We start from the raw sequence: 26356 nt of genomic DNA, 5'->3' as shown, positions 1-26356 counted from the left end.
TGGGTTATAGTTGATGGTTCATAGCTGCTACACAATGAGTACGAAGGAGCATCCGGTCATGTACTATGATCTATAAACCATGAACTAACCTACTCCACCCCCCTCACCTTCATTTGCATGGTGTAAATAGCTTTAGAAGCGGTAATAAACAATACATCCCTGTTCTTGCCACCAAAGCAAAGGTTGGCCGACCATGGTTCGGGCACATCAATATGGGCTATTTGCACGCCTTGCGGATCAAACACCGTAACCCCATTGCCGGCAAGGTAAAGGTTGCCGCGTTCGTCCAGCGTAATGCCATCCGCGCCTTTATCGGTAAATACCCTCCTGCCGCTTAACGTGCCATCTTCTTTTATATCGTATTTGTAAATTTTGTTGCCACGAATATCCGCCACATATAAAAACTTACCGTCCGGTGAACCTACTATACCATTCGGCTGTCTAAGGCTGTCTTCCAGCATAATAGCTTCTGTTTTTCCTTTGGGCAGGTAATAAACCTTTTGGCCGTCCTGGTCGGGTTTGGTGCGGGTCCACCATGGACGTTGGTAGTATGGGTCGGTAAAGTAAATATCTCCGTTCGGGTGTATCCACAGATCATTGGGGCCATTTAATAATTTACCCTTATAATCGCCCAGCAGCACTTTCTTCTTTTTGCCATTCTTCACCAACCAAAGCTCATCGTGCTCATCGGCGCAAACAATAAGGTTACCTTTTTTATCCACGTAGGTGCCGTTTGCGCGGCCCGCATTTTCCATGTATAAAACAAGCTGTCCATCGGTTTTATACTCCCAAATTGTATTATTAGGCTGATCGGTAAAAAAGATATTGCCTTTTTTATCCACCGCGGGCCCTTCTGTAAAGGCAAATGTTTTTGAGATCAATTGAGGCTTTACGGCAGCATCAAACAGTTCTTTTGACTGGGCCGATATTTTTGTTGCAGAAATAGCTAATAGCGCTAATAAGGCTGTTTTTTTAAAATTCATTTTTTTCATTCAGTTATAATTCAAGATTTTATTCAACTTCTTTATTTAGGTCATTCAGCATTTAAAAAGACGTTGATGGGATTAAGAAATTCTTTTATTCCGGTTTTATAAGTGGCGGCGGAAAATTAACATACTTGTAAAGTCCAAAATCGCTCAGGGCAATACAAACCGGCGATTTGGTTATCCGCAACCTTACTTTTTGCGCCGTAATGTTTTTCGGTAGTTTAATCAGCCTGTTGCCACCTATACTGGTAGCCGTAGCTATTTGCTTCCAGCCACCATTCTGCCAGGCGTCAATGGCCAATCCCTCAATACGTTGTCCCAGCTTAATATTTTCCCTTAACCTAATGATATTAAACTCTTTAGGTTCATGCATATTAAGTATCAGCTGCGGCGTTTTTAAATTATCTTCGGTTGCCCAATAGCTATACCTGTCGTTATCCAATAAATTGGCGGCGGTAAATTTCACCTTTTCACCACTGCGTGTATTGCTTGCAGTTAATTTAGCGCCCTTAGCCAAATTTTCACTGAAGGTCCATTCCAGTAAGCGCCCAAATTCCGCCAGCGACTTTACATCATGCTCGTTCAATCTACCAGTTTTATCGGGCGATAAACCCAGATCCAAGCTGGCCCCTCTGCCTACGCTTTGCAGGTAAATATCCATCAGATCATGCGGACTTTTTACCGAATCGTCCTGTGTTTTATGGTAAAACCATCCCGGGCGCAATGAAACATCACACTCGGCAGGCATCCAATATTTGCCATCGCGGTGGCCTTCGGTACCTTCATAATCTTTCACAAAACCATTTCCGGGCTTTTTGCCTTCTTCCGGCGCGTGCGGTGTGTAAGTTGCCCAGCTGGTTTCGCCAGCCTGCCCTTTCTCGTTGCCCACCCAGCGTACATCGGGGCCTACATCGCCAAAAATGGCCGCATTAGGCTGCAGCTTACGCGTAATGCCCCAGGTAGTCTCCCATCCGTAGTAAGTAGAGCGGTCTATAGTACGAACTTCCTTCGCTCCTCCATAATAGCCATCGCCCCCATTGGCCCCATCGTGCCACGATATAAACAGCGGACCGTATTGAGTATAAAGTTCCTTTAATTGCTGGCGGTAAACCTTGGTTACATACTCGGGCTTGCCGTAAAGGGCATTGTTCCTGTCCCAGGGCGAGCAGTATACACCCATTTTCATGCCCAGCTTTTCGCAGGCGGCTTTGTATTCCCCTACTATATCGCCCTTACCGTTTTTGTATGGACTATTGGAAATATTGTACGTTGTTGTTTTAGTTGGCCACAGGCAAAAACCGTCGTGGTGTTTGGCTACCACAACTATGCCCTTAAATCCGCCTGCTTTTGCCGCACCTACTATCTGCATGGCGCTAAACTCTGTTGGGTTTACAACGCTGGCGCCTTCATTACCATAACCCCACTCCTTATTCATATAAGTAGTTGGGCCAAAGTGAATTATGCAGTACATGCCAGTTTCCTGCCATTGTATCTGGCCCTTGGTTGGTAGCGGCCCGTAAGGTTTTGGAGCTTTTTGCGCGAGCGCCATTACTGGCAACAGTAGGAATAGTAAAAGATATTTCATAGCAGGTATTTCGTATGGTTTCGCTAAAGTAAATAATCGGTGCGATTTTGGGACGCGAAATATTAAGCTATTTTTGCCGCAACACAAATAATACAAACCTGCTGTTAGTTTATGTACTCTAAAGACCAGGCATCTCAACTAAAACAAGCGTTCTGGACGGCTTTTGGCCAGTACATGGGGCCGGTGATGCCTGCTGATGGCCTGCGTACCAATTGGATCAATTATAAAACCGGGGTTAAGCATATTTACTTTAAAATGCAGGCAGATAACAAGTTAGCGGGTATCGCTATAGAGATAAGCCACCCGGATACCGAATTACAGGAACTGTTCTTTGAGCAATTCACCACCTATAAAGCGCTGTTGCACAACGTACTGCAGGAGGAATGGGAATGGCAGCTTCACACTACGGACGAGTACGGCAAAATCGTCAGCCGCATCTATATTGAACTAAATCAGGTGAGTATTTTCCAAAGGGAAGACTGGCCAAAACTTATCTCCTTTTTTAAACCACGCATAATTGCGCTGGATGAATTTTGGAGCAATGCCAAATACGCGTTTGAAGTGTAAGGTTCCAAAAGAGCAAAACCCGCCATTTTTACTTGCCAAAATTTCAAAAAAAAAGGACTTTTTCGGGCAAAAATTACGCTTTTTTGTCTTAAAAAATACTAATTTTGTTAGTATGAAAAAATCAGGGTTTGCAGATATGCCATTGCACTACGGCCATGTGCCGGCCTGGCTTGCCGAGCGTATGGCCAGGCTCGGTTTGGCGGTGGTGGAAAATATCGTACTCGATTATGGCAAGGATGAAGTGCTCCGCCGCCTCAGCGATCCCTTCTGGTTCCAAAGCCTTGGCTCGGTAATGGGGATGGACTGGCATTCCTCAGGCATCACGACCTCGGTGATGGGCGCGCTCAAAAAAGCCATCAACCCGCACAGCCGCGAACTGGATATTTACATTTGTGGCGGCAAGGGCCGTCACAGCAAAAACACACCGCAGGAGTTGATAGAAATTGGCAGCCGTACCGGGCTCGATGGTAATTATCTGGTAAAATGCAGCAAGGTAAGTGCCAAGGTAGATAATACCGCTATACAGGATGGTTTCCAACTTTACACGCACAATTTTATTTTGAGCGATACCGGCAAATGGGCTGTGGTACAACAAGGTATGAGCGATGCCAGCAACACCACCCGCCGTTACCACTGGCATTCGGAACAGCTGACAAGTTTTGTGGACGATCCGCATACCAGTATCTATGGTAAAAACAACGGTTTAATTTTAAATATGACCGACAGCGCCGCAGCGGCCAGCCGTAACGGGGTGATGCAAATTGCCGCCGAACCGCCCGAACGCATGCTGAAGGAAATAAGCAAGCTGGTGATGCCGAATCATCACGATGTGCGGGCAAAAGATGTAGATCTGAAGCGGCTGGGCACGGTTTTATGGCTGTCCCGGTTTAATGACCCCGCCCGGTTTAGCTTCGCCCATGGAGGCAAGGATGGTCACCCCTTCCCGGTGCCTACCAAAGTTTATGATGAAACCATCTGCACACTGCAAATGGCTATTCATAAGGCAAAATAGGTAATAACGAAAAAAATGAGGCCATTAGGCGCTTAACCAATATAGCGCAGGCTGCCGAAAAAGATTTTACTCCCAACGCTGATTTCGACAAAGTGATAGAAAAAGAACGCGCTGAATCCTGGATGTATGGTGGGCGCACTGTAATGAGTAAAACAAAGCCACCCGTAAAACAGCAATTGAGCCTATTTTAAAGCCGCGCAAATATCGTTGGCCTTTTTCAGATGTTCCTTTAACTTCGGCAGGGTTTTATCAGCAAAAGCAGTTAATTTTTTATTTGGGTTACCGGTTACAGTTTTAAATACCGCTATGGTTTGTTCATGGTCTTCCACCATGGCTTGTATATAGTCTTTATCAAAAGCTTCCCCTGTTTTCTTAGCAAGGCTTTCCATCGCCAGGGTATGCGCTTTTGTTAGGGTATCGGGCACGCTGGCAGATTGGTTTACAGCTATGTTCTTTAACTCTTTGCCAGCATCAATATGTTCGGCAATCAACATCTTGGCGTAGTCAATAACAGCTTGGTTTTTCGATTGTTTTAAAGCCAATTGCGACAGCTTTACTTCCGCGTTGCCGCCCTCTATACTTTTGCTAATAAAGTTCTGCGCTTCGGCATCTATACCGTTGTTAAAATTGCGGGCCTTCCGGTTCTCGTTGCAACCGTGTACAAAGAAAAATACGATCACTATAAACGCTATGCTGGCCAGTTGTTTCATTATATAATCTTAAGTCTGTAATTGGGTTAACAAACATAAGCCATTCCTGTTTATAAAAACAGGAATTTATTTTACAATAGGCTGATAATATTTCCTTTTAAGAAAACGAGCTGGCGGGTTAGAAGTAAAAGTCTAATCGACAAATAATTATGGCGTTGCCTTCGGCCCGTGCCATACGCTGCAACTCCTCACTACGCGCAGCTAATAGAGCGGCACTTTATTTGGGGTTTTCGATGCTGTCCCTAACGCGGTTAGGAGAGGTTTAGTCCTTTTCCTATGCGCGATTAAATTAAACGGTTTTTGATGATTTACGAACCGCGAATGTCAAACAACCAGAAAACATAATGGTCTAACAAAACGAATCCGATGATAATCAATAGCAAAATGATCAATATGATTCATTGGATAGTTCTCGTTTTCATAGGTAAAGGTTTGGGTATAAATACATATATAAAGCGTTATTCGGGCCGAAACGAGAAATCGTCATTAGGTGTTCCACTTTTAAATGTGGCACACTCATTTTTAAATTAATATTGATAATCAACATCTTACAGTTTTTAGTGAAACGCTTTGGAACACCCCTATTCGTTAGGTAACGTTTATAAATAATTCATTATAAGTTACTTAACATTCTTTTACAAAGATGCCAAATTTTCGGAATGAAACACTTTTTATTATGTAAACCTATTTCAGGACAAGTCAGACAAAGCAAATTGACCTTAGACAGGAAAACAAAAAAGGCGTGCCAAGATTTAATTCCCGCAAGCCTTCAATTAATCGCAGCATAGGTGATTTAGCGTTACGCCAAATTCCTCCCCGCGTTCACAATACCGTATACTGTGCGTATCACCAGCTTATTATAGATGCCGATAAGTTCTTCATCCTTAGTATTATTTAGGCATTGAAGCGCATAGTGTTGCACTATAACCAATGGCAGTACGATCTTTTCTCGGATGGCTATCGAACGGCGTTCCACCGGTGACTCTTCCATCAGCACCGCCATACCTGTCAATTCCAGCAACAGCGATTTGGTTAGTTCAAACTCGTCTTTCAAGCTAATCCAGAATTTACCGAATTTTTTGTCCTTCTCTAAATAAGCGGTAACCCGGAAATCGGATTTAGACATCGACATCATACAGTTATCCAGCATCGTTTTAAAGAAGCCTGAATTTTGGTAAAGCTCTTTCACTTCTTCCCAGCTACCGCCGTCTTTCATTTTCTTCAACGCTGTACCCACGCCGTAAAAACCCGGGATACTTTGCTTTAGTTGGCTCCACGAAGTTACAAAACTAATGGCGCGCAGGTCTTCGAGCTTTAACTTGGCCGACGCGTTACGCTTGGTTGGGCGGCTGCTTATGTTAATATGCGATAGTAATTTAAGCGGACTAAATTTTTCCAGGTACTCTACAAACAAGGGATGCTCGCGCAGGGCAAGGAATAAGCCATGGCTTGCTTCTGCCATTTCGGCTATCAGCGCCTTGTGCTTGTGGTCCAGCAGGTCTTTATGGTTCGGGTGTAATGCGGAGATGATCCCGGCATTGATCAACTGCTCGGTATTAAACCTTGCAGTTTCCACTGAACCGTACTGCGAACTTACAGTTTGCCCCTGTATGGTCAGCTCGATATGATCATTCGCTATCTCTTTACCCATCGACGCGTAAAAACGGTGGGTTTTACCACCACCACGTGCCGGCGGGCCACCCCTGCCATCAAAAAAGGCCAGGTCGATACCGTGTTTGCGGGCAATGGCGGTAAGCTCTACTTTAGCTTTATAAATACTCCAGTTAGCCATCAGGTATCCGCCATCCTTGGTGCTGTCGCTAAAGCCAAGCATTATGGTTTGCCTGTTGCCACGGCTCTTTAAATGTTTTTTATAGAATGGATGGGTATAAAGTGTCTCCATTACATCGCCGGCGTGTATCAGATCGTTAACGGTCTCAAACAGTGGCATAAAATCTACGGTAAGTTTATCTTTTTTCCAGCCGCTCCACAAGAACAGGTCTATCAGCTGCAAAATATCAGATGCCTGCTGGCAATTGCTGATGATGAAGCGCTGGCAGCCTTTCACGCCGTTGCTTTCCTGGATCTGCCTCATCAGGCGGATGGTATCCAGGGTATCGCGGGTCATGTCGTCGGCATCGGCAGGGCAAACAAAATCCGCCTCGGTAAACGGCAGGGTTTTTAACTTGGCTGCTTCATCCATTTCGGCGTAGCCTTTTGGTGCGCCAGTGTATATTTTCTTGGTACCGTAATCAAAAACACTGCGCAGCACACGGCTGTCCTGCCTGATATCCAACGTTGCGAAGTACGAGCCGAATAGCTGTACCTTCTGGATCATATCACCTACAATATCCACAAAAAGGCTATCGTGGCTGGTCACCAGTGTTTCGCGCATCGACTTTAAAATGTCGAGCATTTCCGTCTGCAGATCCTTGGGGTTTTCCTGTTCGTTAAAGGCGTTATCGTAAAGCAATTTTTCCAGTTTGGAGATATTATCAGCAAAACCACGGAAGGTGATGCGGCGTTTAAGCACCCTGAAATCTCGGTAGTAACAACGGAAGATGTGCTTGCGCAGCAAAACAGCTACCTCACGGGTGCTTTGCGTGGTTACATTGGGGTTGCCGTCGCGGTCGCCGCCTGGCCAAAAGCCAAGCTCCAAAACCGGGTTGTTGCCCTCCATATCAAATTCCTGCTCCAATTTAGACTGGATGCCCGATAGCGCGTGGTAAAACACGTTCTCTAAAAACCAAACCAGGCTAACCGCTTCATCTACAGGAGTTGGCGACGTTTTATTAAAGAAAGGGGTTTTACCCAATTGTTGCAGTAAAGTATTTATCTCGGGGATATCGTTGGCTTTAAGGGCCCCTATCAGGTCTGTCATGATCCCCAGGACGGTACCCGGGTAAAACTGAGTTGGGTGCGCGGTAAGTACCAAACGCAACGAAAAATCCTTTAATTGCTTGCTGATCTGTTTGCGAGCCTCCTCGTTAGAGGTAGCCTGCTGTACCATACTTTGTAGCGGGCCGGTATCATCTGTACGGCCAAGGGTACCAAAAGACGAATCTTCTATGGCATCAAACAAAACCACCTGCCGTTCTATATATTGAATAAAACGGAACATGCGGTTGATCTGCTCGCGGTGGTCGATACCCGGTACGTAGTTCTTAAAAAACGATTCGATGATCTCCGTAGGCGATAATTCTGCCGCCGCTCCCTTTTCACAATGTGAGCTAAAGAAGGGTAGTAAGATACCGGTATCCTTTACCTGGTAAAAAGGCAGGGTTTGAAACAAGCTGTTGTATAACTCAAAACGGGTTACAACTTCCTGATTAAATGTTGTTTCTCTCTGACTGAGCCTTAGGGTTGTTGGCATAATAAAACAGGTTTGGCAAAATTTACTTAATACCGATTGCCCGGTATTTTGGCGTGAATTTAACTATCTAAAATTAAATTATGCTAAAATCTGAATAATTAATAACAGATAATCCTTTTTAATGCAATTATGGTTATTGCAAGTGATGGCAATTTTATTTGTTTAAATTTGCAAACGCGAAAATATCCCGCCCAAAACCACCTCATGAATAGCCACAAAAGAGAAATAAAAAGCTTTTTTTACAGCCAGTATTTTTCTGACGGGTTGCGCATTTCTGCCGGTATTTTGGTCCCGTCGTTGCTGGCGCTGCAGTTTGGCGATTTTGAGCTGGGGCTCACTATGTCGTTGGGTGCGCTGTGTATCTCCGCTATAGATAGTCCCGGCCCTGTGCAGCATAAGCGTAATGCCATGGCTATTGGCAACGGCCTGCTATTGGTGATATCGTTAATAACAGGGTACGCACGGCTTAACGTGTATACGCTTGGGCTGGAGATCACCGTATTTTCTTTCCTGTTTAGTATGCTTATGGTTTATGGCAACCGGGCCGCGGCAGTAGGCACCTCTGCCCTGCTGGTAATGATATTTATGATGGATAAAGCCATCCCCCCGCCCGATCTGCCTATATTTTGCGCTACCATTTTGGCCGGCGGGCTTTGGTATATGATCTTTAGCCTGGTTTTTTTTGGTATACGACCCTATCGTGCGGCGCAGCAAACCCTTGGCGAGAATGTGGCCGATGTGGCGCGTTTTTTACGCTTAAAGGCCGATTTTTACCGGCCCGAGACTGATATAGATGATAATTACCGCAGGCTGGTGCTACAGCAAATATCGGTAAGCAACCACCAGGATGCCGTACGCGAGATGCTTTTTAAAAGCAGGCTGATGGTGAAGGAATCTACCGGGGCAAGCAGAATCTTGGTACTCACCTTTATAGATCTGGTGGATATGTTTGAGCAGATAATGGCTACCCACTATGATTACCGCCACATCCGCGAGAAGTACGCGCATACCGGGGTACTAAGTGAGATAGCTGATTTTTTGCATACCGTGGCCGACGATCTGGACAACATTGGCTTTGCCGTACTGGCCAACACCCGCCCCGAGAAGCTGAGTAATTTGAATCATAAGCTGGAACTGCTTAAACAAAAGATAGACGAAGTAGGCGCAGAGGATAAAGAAAGCAGCAACCTGGTGCTAAAGAAGATCCTGATCAACCTGCGCGATGTGGCCAAAGGCATTGGCAATATTTATAAGTACTACCATTCTAAAGCATCGGATATGCTGCTGAATGATACCCGCGAGGTAGAATACTCCAAATTTGTAACCCACCAGGATTTTGCCCCTCACATTTTTCGGGATAACATCAGCCTGGATTCGGCCACGTTTAAACACGCGCTACGGGTATCGCTGGTTTGTTTGATAGGTTTTATAACGGCTAAGAACTTATCCCTTGGCGGGCACAGTTATTGGGTACTGCTTACTATTATTGTGATATTGAAGCCTGGGTTCAGCCTGTCCAAACAGCGCAATTACCAGCGCCTTATTGGTACCATAGCTGGCGGCGCTGTAGGTATATTGATCTTAAATTTTATCCCCGATAAAACAGCTCAGTTTATTTTTTTGGTGGTGTTTATGATTGGCACCTATAGCTTTTTAAGGCTCAACTACGTAGTAAGCGTGATATTGATGACGCCTTATGTGCTTATTCTTTTCAAATTCCTCGGCGTAGGTTTACTAAATGTAGCGCAGGAACGCATTATTGATACGGTAATTGGCTCTACTATCGCTTTTATTGCCAGCTACGTAATTTTCCCTACCTGGGAGTTTCAACAGATCCAGCACGACTTGAAAGCTGTGATCACTGCCAATATCAGCTACCTGCAAAAGGTATCGGAGAGTATTGCCGGCAAACCGGTATTAATTACCGATTATAAACTGGCCCGAAAGGATGTGTTTGTGAACTCGGCCAACTTATCTGCCACCTTCGAGCGCATGACCTCCGAACCCAAAAGCAAGCAGCGTAATATAAAGGATATTCACAAATTTGTGGTGCTGAACCATATCCTGGCCTCTTACACGGCCAATATTGCTTCAACCATTATCCGTACTGGCCCGCAACAACCCCATGCAGATGCGCTGAAATTGGTAAAACGAAGCATAGCCGTATTGAAGGAAACCGGTAAAAAGCTAAGCGGGGAGACTATTGAGGCTCCTGCAAAACCTGCAGAGGCAGTAAAAACCGCAGATGTGGTGCCCGCCCCCCTATCAGCAGAGGATGTGCTGATGAAGGAACAGCTGGGCTTTATCAATAAAATAACGGTGGATATAGCGAAGGTGACGGAGAATATTTTGAGATAGGAGTTGGATGTGCAGAAGAAGATGTGCAGATATGCAAATGAAAACAGCTACATCGTCAATTGCGAGGCACGAAGTAATCTGTACAAAGACAAGCCGTAACGCATGTTGTCTACCAGTCTATCGGGAGATTGCTTCGTGCCTCGCAATCACGCGCGGGGTAAGGCGGCGGTAATCTTGGCTCACGCTCGTTGTGTCTACAATAACTCCGTTGCCAAATTAGCCAACTCACTACGCTCCCCTTTTTGCAGGGTGATATGCGCGTAAAGCGGGTGTCCTTTTGCCTTATCTATCAGGTACGACAGGCCGTTACTCTCTGCATCCAAATATGGGGTATCTATCTGGTAAATATCCCCGGTGAATACGAATTTACTGTTTTCGCCGGCGCGGGAGATGATGGTTTTAACCTCGTGCGGGGTTAAGTTCTGCGCCTCGTCTACAATAAAAAATATTTTGGCAAGGGTGCGCCCGCGGATGAAAGCTAACGGGGTGATGGAAATTTTATCGTTGGATACCAGCTCGTCTATCTTGTTTTGCATTTTCTCATCGTCAGCAAACTGGTCTTTAATAAATTTGAGGTTATCCCAGATAGGCGCCATGTAGGGGTCGATCTTCGATTTTACGTCGCCCGGTAAAAAGCCGATGTCCTTATTACTAAGGGGCACTATAGGGCGTGTAACAAAGATCTGTCGGTAATGCTTACGTTGCTCCAGCGCGCTGGCTAAGGCCAGCAGCGTTTTGCCCGTGCCGGCGTTGCCTTGTATGGTAACCAGTTTAATATCGGGATGCAGCAGGGCGTGTATGGCAAAGGCCTGCTCTAAGTTTTTTGGGTAGATGTTAAGCACAGGCTGCTCGGTAACTTTTTCTACCTGGCCGCTTTGTTTATTATAGAAGGCGGATGCGGTGCCATTCTTGCTGTTCAGTACAAAAAACTGGTTGCTTTGGGGTTGGATATCAAAATCCTCTACAGGGAGGCTGTCGCTTTTATTGAGCTTGCCCATCAGCTTCTCGGTAACTCTGTTAAGTACGGTTTTGCCGCTATATAACTCGTCGATATTTTTAACCTTACCGGTTTCGTAATCCTCGGCATAAATATTAAGCGCTTTAGCTTTCAGGCGCAGGCAGATATCCTTTGATACCAGGATCACCTTTTTATCGGGGTTTTCAAACTGCACACCAAGAGCAGCGTTTAATATGCGGTGGTCTATTTTTTCAGATCCAAAGACTTCTTCGGCGTCGGCGCTGCTGTTCTTTACATCCATAATCACCTTAAAGCTGCCCTTGCTTTTGCCATTGAGCGGCATCCACTGGTTTATGAGCTGGTTCCGGGAGATATCATCCATCAGCCGGATAAAACTGCGTGCCTCAAAATTGCGGGTATCGTTGCCGCTTTTCATATTATCCAGCTCTTCCAATACCTGTATGGGGATAGCCACATCATGTTCGTGGAAGTTCTCAAAAGCGTTGTGATCATATAGGATAACGGAGGTATCCAGCACAAATATTTTCTTTTTCCGATCGGCCTTATCTGTATTATCCTTATTCATCAAAGGCTAAATTAAGGATTTTGATTGAGAAAAGGTGAAGAAGGTAAAAGGGACAACAGAGTTTCTTAGCGCTTTATTTTGATTCTTGTTGACTTATCTGGGCTTTTTTTCTTCTTTGTCCCGGCGATTTTATCGGGAAACATTAGTTCGTTCAACCCGCGCCATATTTCAAGGTATTTAGGATTTAAAAGCTTCCTCGAAGCTACCGCGTTTTCAGAATCGCCTCCCATTTTAATATGTTCCAGAAAAGAAACATAAAATGCGTTTTCCACTTCTGAGTTAACGCGGTTTACAATCCGTTCGAAAAAGATAAACGCGCGTCTTACCTCTTTTATCGCACCCTCTTTAATGCATTCATTTATATAGTTGCTTAACAAGCCAATTTGCACATAAATCAAATCCCGGCAACCCTCGTCATATATTTCAGATTCGAGGTTGGGGAATTCTTCACTGTAAAGTATCAGGAATTGATCTGTTGTTAAACAGTCATTTACAGTTATAAGATTGGTATTGTTTTTATTGGCTTTTGATTTAGGCATCAACTAAAAATAAAAAAGTCCCCTTAAACAGGAAAACGGAAGCCTACTCTTGCGAATTGACTCCCGTTTCCTAACTCCTCGGCTGACCATAGCCACCCGTGAGCACCAAGTTTTGTGTAAAATTAACCGGCCCGATCTCCTCTTTGTTAATTGCTAACGCTGATGTACCATTATTCCTGCGAATACTGATATCTCAAATGTTGGCACCTGATGCAGACTTTGTCAGTCTCCTTGCGGAGGCCTCTCCTTCAATGCCGCCTGTAGCGCTGATCTATCCATTTTCCTTGCGGAAGCCGGTTAGGGCATACTTGCAGACCTTTGAACTCGCCATCCTCCCGAGGGGAAGTCGACTCTGTCGTTATCCGTGCAACGCTGATGTATCTTTATTCTTAGAGAACCAAGTTATACCATTGTTTGCTAACGCTGATTGCTTCGAGGCCATTATTTCGATGCCGTTCTCCGTAAAGTTTTGCAACACCCATAATACCCCTTTAATCAATTCCGAAGCAGTTTTGCTTTCGCTTCTTTCTTCTTAATATGACTCAGGCACTTCCCTAAACTTTAGCTCCCCCGAAGGTTCGCCCGTTTTAGTTTCTGTAATCCTGTAAGGCTGTCAAAGTACGTCGTTCTTGATAATTACAATATCGGAACTTTTACCCATACGTGTCAAGTATTTTTTAAAGTTTTTTACATATTCTTATTAACACTTTATTAACATCAAATCAATAGTTATTAACATTCGTCAAATATTGATTATGAATGCATTAAATAGCTCGTTCACATCAACCCCTCAATACTCTTATTAACAAACAATTAGGCAAATCCAAAAAAACAATGGTCTTTCTTAATTTCCAAAATGCGTAAAAAACCGAGAACTCAAATTTTTTCGGTTAAATGCTTCCAATATCGCTTGGGCATATGGCGTACATGGAGCTTGGTATTTTTGCGCGAAGCGATGTTTACGCTATTAAAATAATTCTTCCAAAGTTGCTGGTAAATGCCCTCCTCCTCGCTGAAAGAGGCCATAACGTTGGCTGCTTTGTTATCATCGGAGAAATCGAGGTTGATAAATTGCACATCGTGCAGGTCGTAAAACAGACCATATTTGCGTTTTATGTCGTAGATGATCCATTTCTGATCGGCATAGCGGCTTTTAAAATGGCGGATAAGCAGCGGCAACACGTTGAAATCCGGTTCTATAGCGGCGTAAAAGGTACCATCTGTTAATTGCTGAAAGCGCACAAAGGCCTCCATCCTATGCTTTTCGCGCCTCACCATGCGCACCAGTTCAGATACACGGACTACATATCTGTTACCATAATCCTCTTCAATATTCATCGGTGAATCAAATGCGTATCTTATATATCCCAGCAGATTGAGGTCCTCCCCCACCATCCCAGCCAAATGGGCGGCATACAAACGCTGCACGCCAATGTGCGAGACGCGTTCCTTCAAGCCTTTTAGCACCCTTGCCGCGCGGGTTTCATCTGTTACCACCTTTATTACATCCTCAAACAAAGCGCTGGTAAGCCATTCGCCGGCATGGAGATTTACGGTTTGCAGCCGGTGCGTATACACTTCAAACACCGCGCTTAGCAGTCCCTCAAAAGTTCCATCATATATTAAGGTGGTAGTCGCCATGTTAAAACAGGTTCAATTGGGTTTGGGTGTTTTTTAAATACTTGCTTTGCGAGGTAGCCAGAATAAACTGTTTGATGTTACTCCCCGTAAGATCGCGCCGTTCAAATTCGTTGCTGTTACAGGTAACAAAGTATTTGGCCCGGTTAAGGCTCACTCCCATTTTTTTCATATGATCCCAATTCAGTTTACCAAACCTGCGCGCGCTTACAATTTTTTGTGCCGATAGCAATCCAATCCCAGGCACGCGCAGGATCATTTGCAGATCGGCCTTATTAACATCAACCGGGAAGGCCTGCATATTACGAATCGCCCAGCCCAGCTTAGGGTCAATATCCAGGTCGAGATGCGGCTGGGCAGTGTTTACTATCTCGTTTACTTTAAAACCATAAAATCGCATCAGCCAATCAGCTTGGTACAGCCGATTCTCGCGCACCATCGGTACCGCGGTATTAAGAGCGGGCAACCGGCTATCCGCAAGTACGGGTACATAACCCGAGTAATAAACCCGTTTCAGCTTAAAGTTCTTATAAAAGTAATTAGCAGAATGCAACACTTCACTGTCATTCTCTGGCGTGGCGCCAATGATCATCTGAGTGCTCTGTCCGGCCGGGGCAAAAAGCGGTGCTTTTTTAAACAGCTTCTTTTCTTCAGTGTGCTTAATGATGGCATTCTTGAGGTAGCCCATCGGTTTGATCATATCCTGCTGATTCTTATCAGGCGCTAACAGCTTCAGGCCAGCCTCGGTAGGCATCTCCAGGTTCACGCTCAGCCGGTCGGCATACAGGCCTGCTTCGTTCATCAATTCATCGCTGGCTCCCGGAATAGATTTGAGGTGAATATAACCGTTAAAGTTATGTTCGGTACGCAGCTTTTTGGCCACGCGTACCAACCGTTCCATGGTGTAATCGGCATCTTTAAAAATACCCGAGCTGAGGAATAGCCCCTCTATGTAATTGCGGCGATAAAAATTGATGGTAAGGTCCACCACTTCCTGCACGGTAAAAGCAGCACGTTTAATATCATTGTTCTTGCGCGACACGCAATAAGCGCAATCGAAAATACAATGGTTGGTCAGCAGAATTTTAAGGAGCGACACACATCGCCCATCCTCGGTATACGAATGGCAAATACCATTACTGGCATTCCCCAACCCCTTGTTTTCGTTTTTGCGTTTGCTGCCGCTGCTCGCGCACGATACATCATACTTGGCTGCATCCGCCAATATGTTCAACTTTTCCGTTATCCGCTCCTCATTCATACCAATCAAAAATACTAATATAATTAGCATTTTTTCAATTCGGTGGAATTTTATTAAAACGTTTTAGGAATATTTGGAGCATCATATTATTTTATAGGTTGTTCTCTAAGCATAGTTAACCGTGAACGACTTAACCCATAAAGCGTTCCGATGGAACGCCTTTGTGCTTCTTTATTTTTCTACCCATAAGGTATCCCGATGGGGTATAATTCACTCTATTCGTCCCATCGGGACGTTTCATGGGTAGCAAGCAATTTACCGGTACAATTATTATCTTTATAGGCATAACATTTCATTCATGAACGACCCTAATCTTTGCCAACACCTACAGGCCATCACACAGGTAAAACTAAGCGACGAACAGGTTTGCGAGGAATGCATCAAGCACAACCAAACCTGGTTTCACCTGCGTACCTGCCAAACCTGCGGCGTAACCCTTTGCTGCGATCAATCGGTAAACCAGCACATGACCAAGCATTACCACGCCACGCAGCACCCCGTAATAGCATCTGCCCAGCCCGGCGAACGCTGGCTTTGGTGTTACCCCGATGAAGCGTTTGTAGAATATTGATGTATTGATTTTACATTGGCCGGCTTATACAATGGGTCGGGCCTGAAATCCAGCAACATACGTTCAAATACCGATTTATCAACGGTCTCGTTGCTGTCCGGCAACTCCTTAATTGCCCGCACGTGTCTCCCTAAAAGCGAAAAAGGGAATTTATTGGAGTTATAAAGCATATCGGCATCATTGGGCTTTATTTTCTCGTCCAGGTATTTTTTTTCGAAAGCAAGGCCGGTTTCCGCAGCCTTATCCATCATCCACTTCAACGCTACGTCGCTTAAACCAGCCTTGGGATATCCGCCCCCAATATTGGAGTGAACGCCCGGAAACCAGCGCTGTTCCATTTTTTGATTGGGGTTTTTATCAGCTAAATTCTCGCTCTCCCGCCACAAAGTGGGCATAAAGTTTTTTCGTTGCTCGTCTACAGCGAGGGCATGATAGGCAAAATCTACGTGGCTGCTCAGCGTAGTATCATGAAACTGGTACTTGCTTTTGTTCTGCATCACCATAAACGGAATACCTAAGGAACCAACCGTATCCCACACGCCTATAAATTTCACATTAGCGTTAGGCTGGCTATACATGTCACGGAATTTAATAGCGTCACCGTCATCCGGCTTAATGCTGGTATCGCGGTACAAAGCATACGCTTCCTTAATGCGTTTAAGGTCGTTGTTTTTTAACAACCCCACTTTGCGGATAATCCCGGCAAGGCTGCGGGCCGTGTACGCGCCCCTGCTAAAACCAAACAGGTAGATCTCATCCCCCTGTTCATAATTCCAAATGATGAATTTGTAGGCATCCAGGATATTCTCGTCCAGCCCGTACCCGGTGGCACCATCAATAATACGCCGCAGTTTGCTGCCTGTAGAGCCCACGCCCTGATCGTAATATTTTATTTGCTTAATACCCTCCCCATCCTCGTTACAAATGCCCTCAAATATCTTTTGCACATTGGTGGTAATGCCTACGCCGCCATCAATGTCACCGGGTTTGTTCCAGGTGCCGTCGCTGCAGGTAATAATTCGTTTCCTTACCTTCTCTTTTATTGCGGTTTCCATTTTATACAAACGATAAAAAGTCTTTACTTACCCATTTGCTATCCATGCTTATTTTGCACCATTTGTTCTCTTCCTTCTCTATAAATAGCTCCTGCCCTTTTACGTAAGTACCTATTTTAGGGAAACCAGTGCCCGGCCCGCTGCGGGCATTAAGCGAAGTGGCTGTAACCGTAGCCCTGGTTACCACGGCGGTAAATTGCGCTGCAACCCATTGGTTTTGGCTTGCCGATATTTTATACCAGCCATTGCTTTGCTGGTAAACCCGTAAAATAGAACCCAATATGGCGGGTGCGGCTGCTTTAGCGCTGGTTGCGTTTGGACCGGTGCGAATATTTAAAGTGGTTGCCGTAACGCAAATATATTTAAGCAGCACATTAGCCGGTGGAGCAGGCGGAACCGGCGGTTGACCTGCAGCGGCTACCAGGGGCAAAAAATTGGCCAGAGCGTTTGCTACCGTATTGCCGCCAAAGAAATTTGTCCCCGGGCAGGTTTTATTATTTTTTGTGCCGTTGTTGCGTTCACCGGTGCTTAGGTTAAACCAATGGTGGTAAACCACGCCGGTATCGTTTACCGGGATATTAAAACGAGTGCAAAGCTTGGCCGTCATTTGTATAATGGTATCGCGCTGGGCGATGGTCATGGCATCGCCGCCGGTATCAAAATTGCCCAGGTTCTCTATACAAACGGCGTGGGCATTTTGGCCCAGGATGCAGGCAGGCGTAGCTTCCATGGGCCGCCCCGTCATGATGGTACCATCCGGGAAGGTGGTGAATTGCTGTGCGATATCGCTCCAACCGTTGTGCGTTACATGGTAGTTTTTCATACCCTGCTGCAATTCGAAGTGGTTGTTGCCATTAAACTGGCTGTACGATGGGCTGTAGGTATGATGCTCCTGCACGGTTAAAATGGTGCGGGCCAAATGCAGGCTGGTAAGCCAGGCATCAAATTCTGCGATGGTTAGCAGGGTGAAGCCAAATTTTGTTTTCATGATAGTAAAGGTTTTACGCATACCAGCGGCTGAACCAACTGGCATACAGGTTTTTAATTAGGTTGGATGTAAAGAAGTATAAATTTCAACAACTTAAAGGAATATTACAAGCGGCAAAACACGGAAGTGTCGCGGGTGAAAACACGGTGTTTCTTTAAACGTTTTTTACTTTATATTTATAACAAGGTTCTTTTTTATCAAATGATAAAGCAAAAACAATTAAACCCAAAAGGCTTACAAAGCAACACGTACAGGATTTAATTAAAAGTGAAGGTAGTTCTCACAGGATGCCATGATAAGGAAGGTAGTATGGCTCGACCGGATAAGAGAAGATGTGTTAAACCATCGTACACGTTCAGTTTCTCACTGGCAGTTTTACTCAAAATTACAAAACGAGATTATTGATAACGTTGGGTTTTTGATTGCAGAATTATCAGAAGCTTTAAATATCAATATCAGCAAGCTTGGTAGAAGCTACCAAAGTTTGGATATCGTTTCGAAGGCATGCGAAGACCTCGCCAGAAATTGAATATATAGTTATTAACGTGGTATGGTAGGCAGCCACCGGCCTTGAGCCGATTGATTTTAGGAAAGAAGCCGCTAACGAGGTGCAATTACAAGGTTCAAGGGTTAAATTTGAAAATTATATTCGGTACACCGGAAGCCAACTTCATAAATCCCCATAAAAAAGAAGCCGTATCACAATCCAAATGATGCGGCTTTGTTTTTGGAAGCTATTGCAGCCATGTGGAAGCTTTTTTGTTTGTGTATAGCTGTTAATTGGGTTATAATCTAAATATTCAACACAGGGAACAAAACACCGTCCGCACTAACATTATAATAGTCAAATAAAAAGGCGGCACCAATTGAATTATGATACAGCCTCTTTACTATTTAGTTGCCGTTATGGTAAGCCATAGCATTGGCGTAGGTGGCCTCGCCGCTTATTTTATTTTTATCGTCGATGCGGAAGATGCTGCATTTGCGCACATCGTACCGTACACCGCCGTTGGTTTTATCTTTTAAGCCGATCACATCGTATTCTACAACTACGGTAGAGTCGGTATTGATCACTTTATCAACCAGGTACTTGGCATCCGGCGATACGTAAAACTCGAGGTGAAAGATCTGGTCCGCGCCTTCTGGGCCGGTTGCCATACCTTTCCAATCGCTCGATGTGATATTAGCCTTTGGCGAATACTGGCCAACTATGCCTTTCAGGTCGTGGTCGTTCAAGTACCTAAAGTGTTCCTGTATCAGAGTTTCTGATTGTGCCTTTTTATCTACAGCAGGTTTTTCCGGTTGTTGGGTGCAGGCAGCAAATGCCACGGCAACAAATAAAACACACAAGGTGGAACGAAGGGTGCTACGCATGGCTAAATATACGATTTGATTTACTTATACCGCCTTCACCGCCTTAACTTCCTTATTCCGCCTTAATATCGAAAGGAAGAAACCGATAACCATAATAATGGTACCCGCCCAAAAGAAATTGATATATGGGAATTTAATTGCGCGCATTACAATGTACTTTTTAGCACTCTCGGGCTGCTGATAAACCGCTATCTCTATCTTCTTTTTATCCGGGATAATTTTAGTGAACTGCAGTTTTAAGCCGGCCTCTTCCACCTTAGTAGGGAAATCAAACACACCACCATTTTTCTTCAGCATGTAAACCGGTGCGGTATGATAGGTTTTACCGTGCGTTACAATTTCCAGTTCGGCACCAACAGATACTAATACTTCGCTTGCTGCTATGTTTTGCAGTTTAACACCGTTATTCAGTTGTTTTAGTACCATATACCCCTCGCGGAAACGGACGGTATCGCCTACGGCTACTTCGTGTGGTACTGCGGGTTCGTAGTCTTTGCTATCGTCTTTAGCGGCTTCTTCCTCGCCTGCCACACCTTTTTCCTCACTGGTACTTGCCGAGTTGGTCATGGTGATGTGCGTGTACAGATCGTGGAACAGGTAGTGCCTGGTATCCGGCGATGAAGCCAGTGAGCCTTTATTTACCTGTACTTTAGGGTACAGGGTAAAATCTTCGGCCACTTTGCCTGCGGCATCCACCCGGCGATAGTTCACTTTATAAAAGTGATCGGGCAGGTTCAGCGAGTCGCCTAAATAGGTAACTGTGTAGTCGCCCATTTTTTGTGGCTCGTTACGGTATACCAAAATATTTTCGCGTGGGTTTTCGTCTTTGGCAAACTCGGCAGAATAGCTTTCACCGGTATTGTTGATGGATATTACCGTGCTGGTACCCGCAGATATCAGCGCGCCTATCATCAGCAAACCAAAACCAATATGCGCCACTGCCGAGCCGGCCAGCTTAAATTTACCTTTAAAGGCATCAGCCAATACTTTACCGTTGGCAATAACCGAATAGATAGAGCCGCACATCACCAGTACAAATACAAAGTTTAGCTTGTAAAGGCCTGTGGCGTAAACCACCAGCGCGGTTATCAATATCGAAAACACCAGGTATACGGCTGTGGTGATAAAAAACTTGGTTACGTCGGTCTTTTTATATTTCAGGAACTGGGTGAAGGCCGTCAATATAGTTATCACAAATACAAACGACGACTGGATAATATTGTAATGGATCATTCTGGCTTTTTCAGCAGGTGGCGCAATGTTTAAACCGAACATGGCGTTCCACACGGGCACCGACGTTACCACCAACAAATGGAAGCAGGATAGCCCCAGGAATACCGCGCCTACAAACATCCAAAACTCGCGGGAGTAGGTTTCTTCGTCTTTTTTGGTGATCGGCAATTCCTTCCAGCGGCTTACAAGCAGCCAAACCGACATCACAAAAAAGATCAATATACCGGTAACCAGTTGCCAAAACATCCCCAGATCTGTAAAGGAGTGTACCGAAGTATCGCCTAAAATACCGCTACGGTTCAGGAATGATGAGTACCAAACCAGTACAAAGCTGATGAGCATTAAAAACGTTGCTGTGAAATAGGAATGACCGGTGTTTTTATATACGATAAGTACGTGTACAGCCGCAACCATGGTGATCCATGGAAAGATAGAGGCGTTCTCTACCGGATCCCATGCCCAAAAGCCGCCAAAGTTTAACGATTCATAAGCCCAGAACGAGCCCATTACCACTCCTGTGCCCAATATCATACAAGCAAACAGCGCGTAGGGGATAGACGGTGCTACCCAGTCTTTATAGCGTTTTTGCCAAAGGCCGGCAACCGCGTAGGCAAAAGGCACCACCATTGAGGCGAAACCCAAAAACAAGGTTGGCGGGTGAATGATCATCCAGTAGTTTTGCAGGGATGGCACCATGCCTTGCCCGTCTTTTATAAAAGAAAGGTAATCGGCACTTTTAAATATCGGAGCTTCCGACATAAAATCCCGCAGCAGCAAAAACGGCGAACTGCCTAAATGTACACCCAAAACGTTGACACCCAAAACCATAGTAGCCAGCGTTACCTGCGACAGGGCGACAACCGTCATCACCGGGCGCTCCCAGGTACCAGCCTTCCAGATCAGTATAAAACCTAATACGGCCTGCCAAAAGATCCAAAGCAAAAAGCCACCCTCCTGTCCGTTCCAAAAGGCGGAGATGATATAGCGTACCGGCAACGTTTTGGAGGTATATGCCCAAACGTAATGGTACTCGAAAAAGTGATTATAAATGATATAGAATAAGCATGTGCCGATACCTAATATGGATACCGAGTTGATATAAAAACCTATACGACCAAGCTTTTGCCAGGTACCGCCGGGTTTGCCGGCATCATCTGTAGTTGAAAAATAATAACTGATGAACGATAGAAGTGCCGCCCCGAAAGCGAGAACGAGAAAAAACTGGCCTATTTGCCCCGGTAAAAGGTGCTCGCCTTTAAAAACTGTATCCATTAAAATTGGTTATATGCTGGCCTGTTTGGCCTTGTATTCTTTAGTTTCTAACTTGTCCTGGGTGTATTTAGAGGGGCATTTCATCAGGATATTGGAGGCATGGAATTCGTTGCCTATCATTTTACCGGTAAGCACAATTTGCTCAGAGCGTTCAAAATCTTCGGGCTTGGTACCGGTGAATACTACCTTACATTCGTTACCCACGGTATCGCGCATGTAGAACGAAAAGTAGTTGGCATCCTTTATGGCATCGTAATGCAATTCTTTTTGTTTATTAAGGCGGCCAACAACCTTTAATTCGCTGCTGCTCTTCTTAGCATCGTTAAAATTACCGTAACTACTTGTGCTTGAGTAAACACTAATAATAACCGCTATAGCAATGGCTATTACAATGAGGCCAAAAATCGAACTTTTCTTCATGCTTTGATCTATACGTAAACCGGGATACAAAAATACAAAACGCTGAGCTAATAATGTTTATTACAGGGGATATATATTATTTAGAATTGTTATTGATTAAGTTATATGGTTGAATGCCTCGAAATAACTATTATCATTTCAATTTCTCTTTAATTCGAAAAATTCGAGTTCAGACAACTTTATAGTGATGCCTGCGGCCCGGGCTCTGCACTGCAACTCCTCATTCCGCATTGCTGATAGAAGCATCACCCCATTCCGGGGTTTCCGTTGCTATCCCTATCGCGGTTTTCTTAACCTTACCACCGCGTTAATAACATCCTTTTACAAATAAAGAATTCGTATTAATCGTTAAATCCATTAATCGTGTTTATCTTTATTTCATTAAAATCTCTTTATAAAATATCCCACCCATTTGCATTGCCTTTAAATGGCAGTGTATCTCTTGTGCCTCAAAAGGCATAAACCAATTTATTATATCCTTTTTTATAAAGAACACCATGCAATCAAACATAAAAGTTGCCGTAATTGGCGGTACCGGTAAGGCCGGCAAATATCTTGTTAAGCAATTAACAGCCCAAAATATCCCCGTTAAATTCCTTCACCGCAAACCGGAGAATTTGCAAATTGACAACCCGCTTATAGAACTTATAAAAGGCGATGCGCGCGACTACAACGCCCTGCTAACTTTATTAACAGGTTGCAGCGTCATCATCAGCACCGTTGGGCAGCCAGCAGGTGAGCCACCCGTTTTTAGCGATGTAACCACCAAGATCTTAAAAGCAATGGGCGAGCGGGGCGTCCGCCGGTACTTCAGCACCACCGGCTTAAACGTAGATACGCCCTTCGACAGCAAGGGCCCTAAAACAAAATTCGGCACCGAATGGATGTACCAGAACTATCCCAAGACTACCGCCGATAAACAAGTGGAATACGAAGTACTCGCTGCCACCCCGCTCGATTGGACACTTGTTCGCCTCCCCATGATCCAGCAAACCGACGAGGTGCCCGAAGTAGTAACCAGCCTGCTGGATTGCCCCGGCGATTTCATCAGCGCATCGAGCTTGGGTAAATGGATGATAGCGCAATTGAGCAGCGATGAATTTGTAAGAAAAACGCCGTTTATTGCGAACGCACTTTAAAACCCATCATTTATTCCCAATGTTTTCGATGAGCGGCGGGCCGGGAAAGAGCGGTAGGGCGAAGAAAAATCTTAGACGCCATGCATTCGGACCACACAAGTCGCCGACAGGCAGGGCGTAGACAAGCAGGGCATACAAGATCTCTCGTCGCTGCGCTTCCCTTACAGCAATGACATGGGGAGGACTAAATAGTAAAAGCGACGAAAGTCACTTTTACTATTTAAAGAACTAAACAAAAAGTCCGAAATCGAAAATCCGAAGTCCGAAATCCAACTCAATCACCACACCAGCTTATACCCCACTCCTCTTATATTGATGATCTGGATGTTAGGATCGGCGGCGAGATGGCGGCGCAGCTTGGTGATGAACACATCCAGGCTGCGGGCGTTGAAAAAGCTATCATCTCCCCAAACGGTATCCAGCAGGGTTTTGCGGGGCAGTACTTCGTGGCCGCTTTTGCAAAGCAACTTTAAAATATCACTTTCACGCGCGGTTATCGGCCAGGTGTTGATGCCCTGCTGCAGCGTGTTTTTTGCCGGGTTAAAATACAGGTTGCTTATCTGATACTGCTCATTTGCCGGCCTTTCGGACACTTTGCGGGCAAGGAGCCGATTATGGCTCAATAATACCTTCATCCGTACGATCAGCTCCTCTACGCTAAAGGGTTTCTTGAGGTAATCATTCGCACCACTCTCAAAACCGGCCACCACATCCTTGGGCTGCGATTTTGCGGTAAGGAAAATAATTGGCGTTGTTTTATCCGCCTCGCGGATCTTCCTGGCCAGCTCGAAACCGTCCATTTTGGGCATCATCACGTCCAGCGCTAAAATATCGGGCCTATGTTCATTATACTTTTGCAAGGCCTGCTCGCCATTAGCGCAAAGCAACACCTCAAAGCCCGATTCCTCCAAACTTTCGCGTACGATGTGGGCCAGCGCCAACTCGTCCTCGGCTAATAGAACCTTTATTTTATCCATTTTTAATTGGGATAGATACTGTAAACTCACTTCCTTTATTCATTTTACTGGTAACGGCTACTTTGCCGCCATGGGCCTCTGCAATGTATTTAACATAGTTCAGCCCCAGGCCGGTTCCTTTTACATTGTGTACGTTGCCGGCCGGTACGCGGTGAAATTTATCAAAAATGTGCTTAATATGCCTCGCGGGGATTCCCATACCATTATCCTTTATCGAAAACACGGCGTATTTGTTATGTCTTGTCAGGCTTATTTTTATATCTACGGGTTCGGTTGCGTATTTGATAGCGTTATCTACCAGGTTAAGCATGATGTTACGCAAATGCATTTTATCCGCCTCTATCTCCTTAATCCCATCACTATTGATGTAGCTGATGCTTACCTCCTTGGCTGTTTTTTGTTTTTCTGCTTCTATCAACTCATTCATCAGTTCGTCAATAGCTATTCTCTCCTTCGCCAATACAATCTTTTTACTTTCGAAAGCGGCTATGTTGAGCACCTTTGTTACCAACCCGTCCAGCCGGCTTAGCTCATTGCGCGAGGTTTGCAGGTAGCGTTGGGTTTTTTCAGGGTCGTTTAACCCATTAAACTTCTGTAGGCCTTCAATAGCAACGGTGATGGTGGCTATAGGGGTTTTCAGTTCATGCGTCATGTTGTTGATGAAATCGTCCTTTAGCTCCGTTAGCTTCTTTTGCTTAACTATGGTAAGGATAATATAGAACAAACAAAATTTAGTAAACACGATAAGGAATCCCGACAGGCACAGTATCAGTACCATCTCGCTCAATATGCCTACCTGTGCCCTGTCATACACCACGCGTACATATAAAGCATTTTTGTCGGTATGCTGCAAAAACAAGAAGCCGTGATATCTGTAGGTGAATTGTTCGGTTTCACTATATCGGAGTTGTTCCACATGATGAGGATCGAAATCATTTGCCGGTATCGGCTTGTCAGACCACACCATGCTAAAATCACCGCTCCGGCGATTTTTGGGATGCAGCTTGCGCATAGCCTCTTTAAAATAACGGTGAAGTTTTATGCTATCCGCCTGCCTGTAATTAGGAGGGTAGCCATACGTACCTCTTTGCACAATATTGGTTTGTGCAAAAATACTATCGCGCGGGATTTCGCTATGCGCCTTTACGTATGCCTCAACTTTTTTCCAGTTGGAAGATACATCTTCCATCCCCAATACCAGTGTTACCTGGTCTAACATGGAGGGCACGTAGAACGACATTTCTGTTATTACCTCCGGTACGGTTGCCTGGTGATTTATTTGTTGCCGGTAATGATTAAAAACGGGGATAGTAGTTTGGTAAGGCTCGTTGGAACGCAGATATCTATTTGAGATCCAGATAAACATACCTTGCCGGTTACGGGCTGTATCAATTTTGATATGCGTATGCGGTTCCGACAAGCGTTTTATCATCACCACCCTAATGGAATCGAAATAATCTTTTTTGCAGCTATGCAGCGCGCGCTGCATAGCGATATTGATGTCGCCATCAAATTTTTCTTTGTTCAGTTTATAGGCAGTAAAGGTCCAGTAAAGCTGGAGGGCTATAATACCGGCGAGTAAAATAGTGGTTAAAAATAATACGATGTAAAGTTTCTTTTTCATGATTTTGGTTGCTTAAGGTAAAAGTAATTTGCCCAAAAGCAACCAGCTGTATCTGTTAACATTTGTTAACATTAAATAAGCATGGGTAAGAGAGATGGCTAATTTGTTAATTTCTCGCCTGTAATTATAT

Annotated in this window: 20 protein-coding genes; 5 read left to right on the top strand and 15 right to left on the bottom strand. The window is 44.8% G+C overall.

All coding sequences use genetic code 11. The annotated features are described in order from the left end of the window. Positions 1-89: 89 nt before the first annotated feature. Positions 90-992, bottom strand: a complete 903-nt coding sequence (locus EPL05_RS16325; protein WP_128535041.1) for an SMP-30/gluconolactonase/LRE family protein — start codon at positions 990-992, stop codon at positions 90-92. Positions 993-1077: 85 nt separating this feature from the next. Beyond that, on the bottom strand, positions 1078-2571 hold the full coding sequence (locus EPL05_RS16320) for an alpha-L-fucosidase (RefSeq protein WP_128535040.1): 1494 nt from the start codon (positions 2569-2571) through the stop codon (positions 1078-1080). 111 nt (positions 2572-2682) lie between these two features. Here EPL05_RS16320 and EPL05_RS16315 point away from each other — a divergent pair, with 111 nt between their 5' ends. Next, positions 2683-3138: a DUF4268 domain-containing protein gene (locus EPL05_RS16315; RefSeq protein ID WP_128535039.1), complete on the top strand. Its 456-nt coding sequence runs from the start codon at positions 2683-2685 to the stop codon at positions 3136-3138. Between the two features lie 112 nt (positions 3139-3250). Beyond that, complete coding sequence (locus tag EPL05_RS16310) at positions 3251-4150, top strand: DUF763 domain-containing protein (protein WP_243837310.1); 900 nt, start codon at positions 3251-3253, stop codon at positions 4148-4150. Between the two features lie 182 nt (positions 4151-4332). Here EPL05_RS16310 and EPL05_RS16305 read toward each other — a convergent pair whose 3' ends face one another. Beyond that, positions 4333-4860 (bottom strand): DUF4142 domain-containing protein, encoded by a 528-nt coding sequence (locus EPL05_RS16305; protein ID WP_128535038.1) that lies wholly within the window; start codon positions 4858-4860, stop codon positions 4333-4335. A gap of 799 nt (positions 4861-5659) precedes the next feature. After that, positions 5660-8233, bottom strand: coding sequence for a phosphoenolpyruvate carboxylase (locus EPL05_RS16300; protein WP_128535037.1), 2574 nt, complete (start codon positions 8231-8233; stop codon positions 5660-5662). A 204-nt stretch (positions 8234-8437) separates the two neighbouring features. Here EPL05_RS16300 and EPL05_RS16295 point away from each other — a divergent pair, with 204 nt between their 5' ends. Then, entirely contained in the window at positions 8438-10591 is a 2154-nt protein-coding gene (locus tag EPL05_RS16295) for an FUSC family protein (protein WP_128535036.1), read from the top strand. Between the two features lie 194 nt (positions 10592-10785). On the opposite strand, the gene EPL05_RS16290 is transcribed toward EPL05_RS16295, so the two are convergent. From EPL05_RS16290 to EPL05_RS16275, 4 genes are all read right to left on the bottom strand, one after another. Next, entirely contained in the window at positions 10786-12135 is a 1350-nt protein-coding gene (locus EPL05_RS16290; protein WP_128535035.1) for a PhoH family protein, read from the bottom strand. A 65-nt stretch (positions 12136-12200) separates the two neighbouring features. After that, on the bottom strand, positions 12201-12674 hold the full coding sequence (locus EPL05_RS16285; RefSeq protein ID WP_128535034.1) for a DUF7674 family protein: 474 nt from the start codon (positions 12672-12674) through the stop codon (positions 12201-12203). 876 nt (positions 12675-13550) lie between these two features. Then, positions 13551-14315 (bottom strand): TIGR03915 family putative DNA repair protein, encoded by a 765-nt coding sequence (locus tag EPL05_RS16280; protein ID WP_128535033.1) that lies wholly within the window; start codon positions 14313-14315, stop codon positions 13551-13553. Between the two features lies 1 nt (position 14316). After that, a complete protein-coding gene (locus tag EPL05_RS16275) occupies positions 14317-15603 on the bottom strand; it encodes a putative DNA modification/repair radical SAM protein (protein WP_243837309.1) in 1287 nt (428 codons plus the stop codon). 268 nt (positions 15604-15871) lie between these two features. On the opposite strand from EPL05_RS16275, the gene EPL05_RS16270 reads away from it, so the two are divergent. Next, positions 15872-16144: a UBP-type zinc finger domain-containing protein gene (locus EPL05_RS16270; protein ID WP_128535032.1), complete on the top strand. Its 273-nt coding sequence runs from the start codon at positions 15872-15874 to the stop codon at positions 16142-16144. Here EPL05_RS16270 and EPL05_RS16265 read toward each other — a convergent pair. The 5 genes from EPL05_RS16265 to EPL05_RS16245 form a co-directional block, all read right to left on the bottom strand. Further along, positions 16114-17199, bottom strand: a complete 1086-nt coding sequence (locus EPL05_RS16265) for a DUF2235 domain-containing protein (RefSeq protein ID WP_128535031.1) — start codon at positions 17197-17199, stop codon at positions 16114-16116. The two genes, EPL05_RS16270 and EPL05_RS16265, sit on opposite strands and share 31 nt — an antisense overlap. 1 nt (position 17200) lies before the next feature. Then, positions 17201-18187, bottom strand: a complete 987-nt coding sequence (locus EPL05_RS16260; RefSeq protein WP_128535030.1) for an SH3 domain-containing protein — start codon at positions 18185-18187, stop codon at positions 17201-17203. An 894-nt stretch (positions 18188-19081) separates the two neighbouring features. After that, complete coding sequence (locus EPL05_RS16255) at positions 19082-19561, bottom strand: nuclear transport factor 2 family protein (protein ID WP_128535029.1); 480 nt, start codon at positions 19559-19561, stop codon at positions 19082-19084. Between the two features lie 24 nt (positions 19562-19585). Next, the gene (gene ccsA / locus EPL05_RS16250; protein WP_128535028.1) at positions 19586-22066 is read right to left on the bottom strand and encodes a cytochrome c biogenesis protein CcsA; all 2481 of its coding nucleotides are present in this window, start codon (positions 22064-22066) and stop codon (positions 19586-19588) included. 9 nt (positions 22067-22075) lie between these two features. After that, on the bottom strand, positions 22076-22486 hold the full coding sequence (locus EPL05_RS16245; protein ID WP_128535027.1) for a cytochrome c maturation protein CcmE domain-containing protein: 411 nt from the start codon (positions 22484-22486) through the stop codon (positions 22076-22078). Positions 22487-22983: 497 nt separating this feature from the next. Here EPL05_RS16245 and EPL05_RS16240 point away from each other — a divergent pair, with 497 nt between their 5' ends. After that, positions 22984-23625 carry an NAD(P)-dependent oxidoreductase gene (locus EPL05_RS16240; protein WP_128535026.1) on the top strand — a complete coding sequence of 214 codons (642 nt, stop codon included), beginning with the start codon at positions 22984-22986 and terminating at the stop codon, positions 23623-23625. Positions 23626-23903: 278 nt separating this feature from the next. Here the strand turns inward: EPL05_RS16240 and EPL05_RS16235 are convergent, their stop codons facing one another. Continuing rightward, positions 23904-24602 carry a response regulator transcription factor gene (locus EPL05_RS16235; RefSeq protein WP_128535025.1) on the bottom strand — a complete coding sequence of 233 codons (699 nt, stop codon included), beginning with the start codon at positions 24600-24602 and terminating at the stop codon, positions 23904-23906. After that, a complete protein-coding gene (locus EPL05_RS16230; RefSeq protein WP_128535024.1) occupies positions 24595-26226 on the bottom strand; it encodes a sensor histidine kinase in 1632 nt (543 codons plus the stop codon). Before EPL05_RS16230 ends, EPL05_RS16235 begins: the two co-directional genes overlap by 8 nt. Positions 26227-26356: the final 130 nt, after the last annotated feature.

It is taken from the genome of Mucilaginibacter gilvus (assembly GCF_004054195.1).
Classification (GTDB): Bacteria; Bacteroidota; Bacteroidia; order Sphingobacteriales; family Sphingobacteriaceae; genus Mucilaginibacter; species Mucilaginibacter gilvus.
This window is presented reverse-complemented; position numbering and strand designations above follow the sequence as displayed.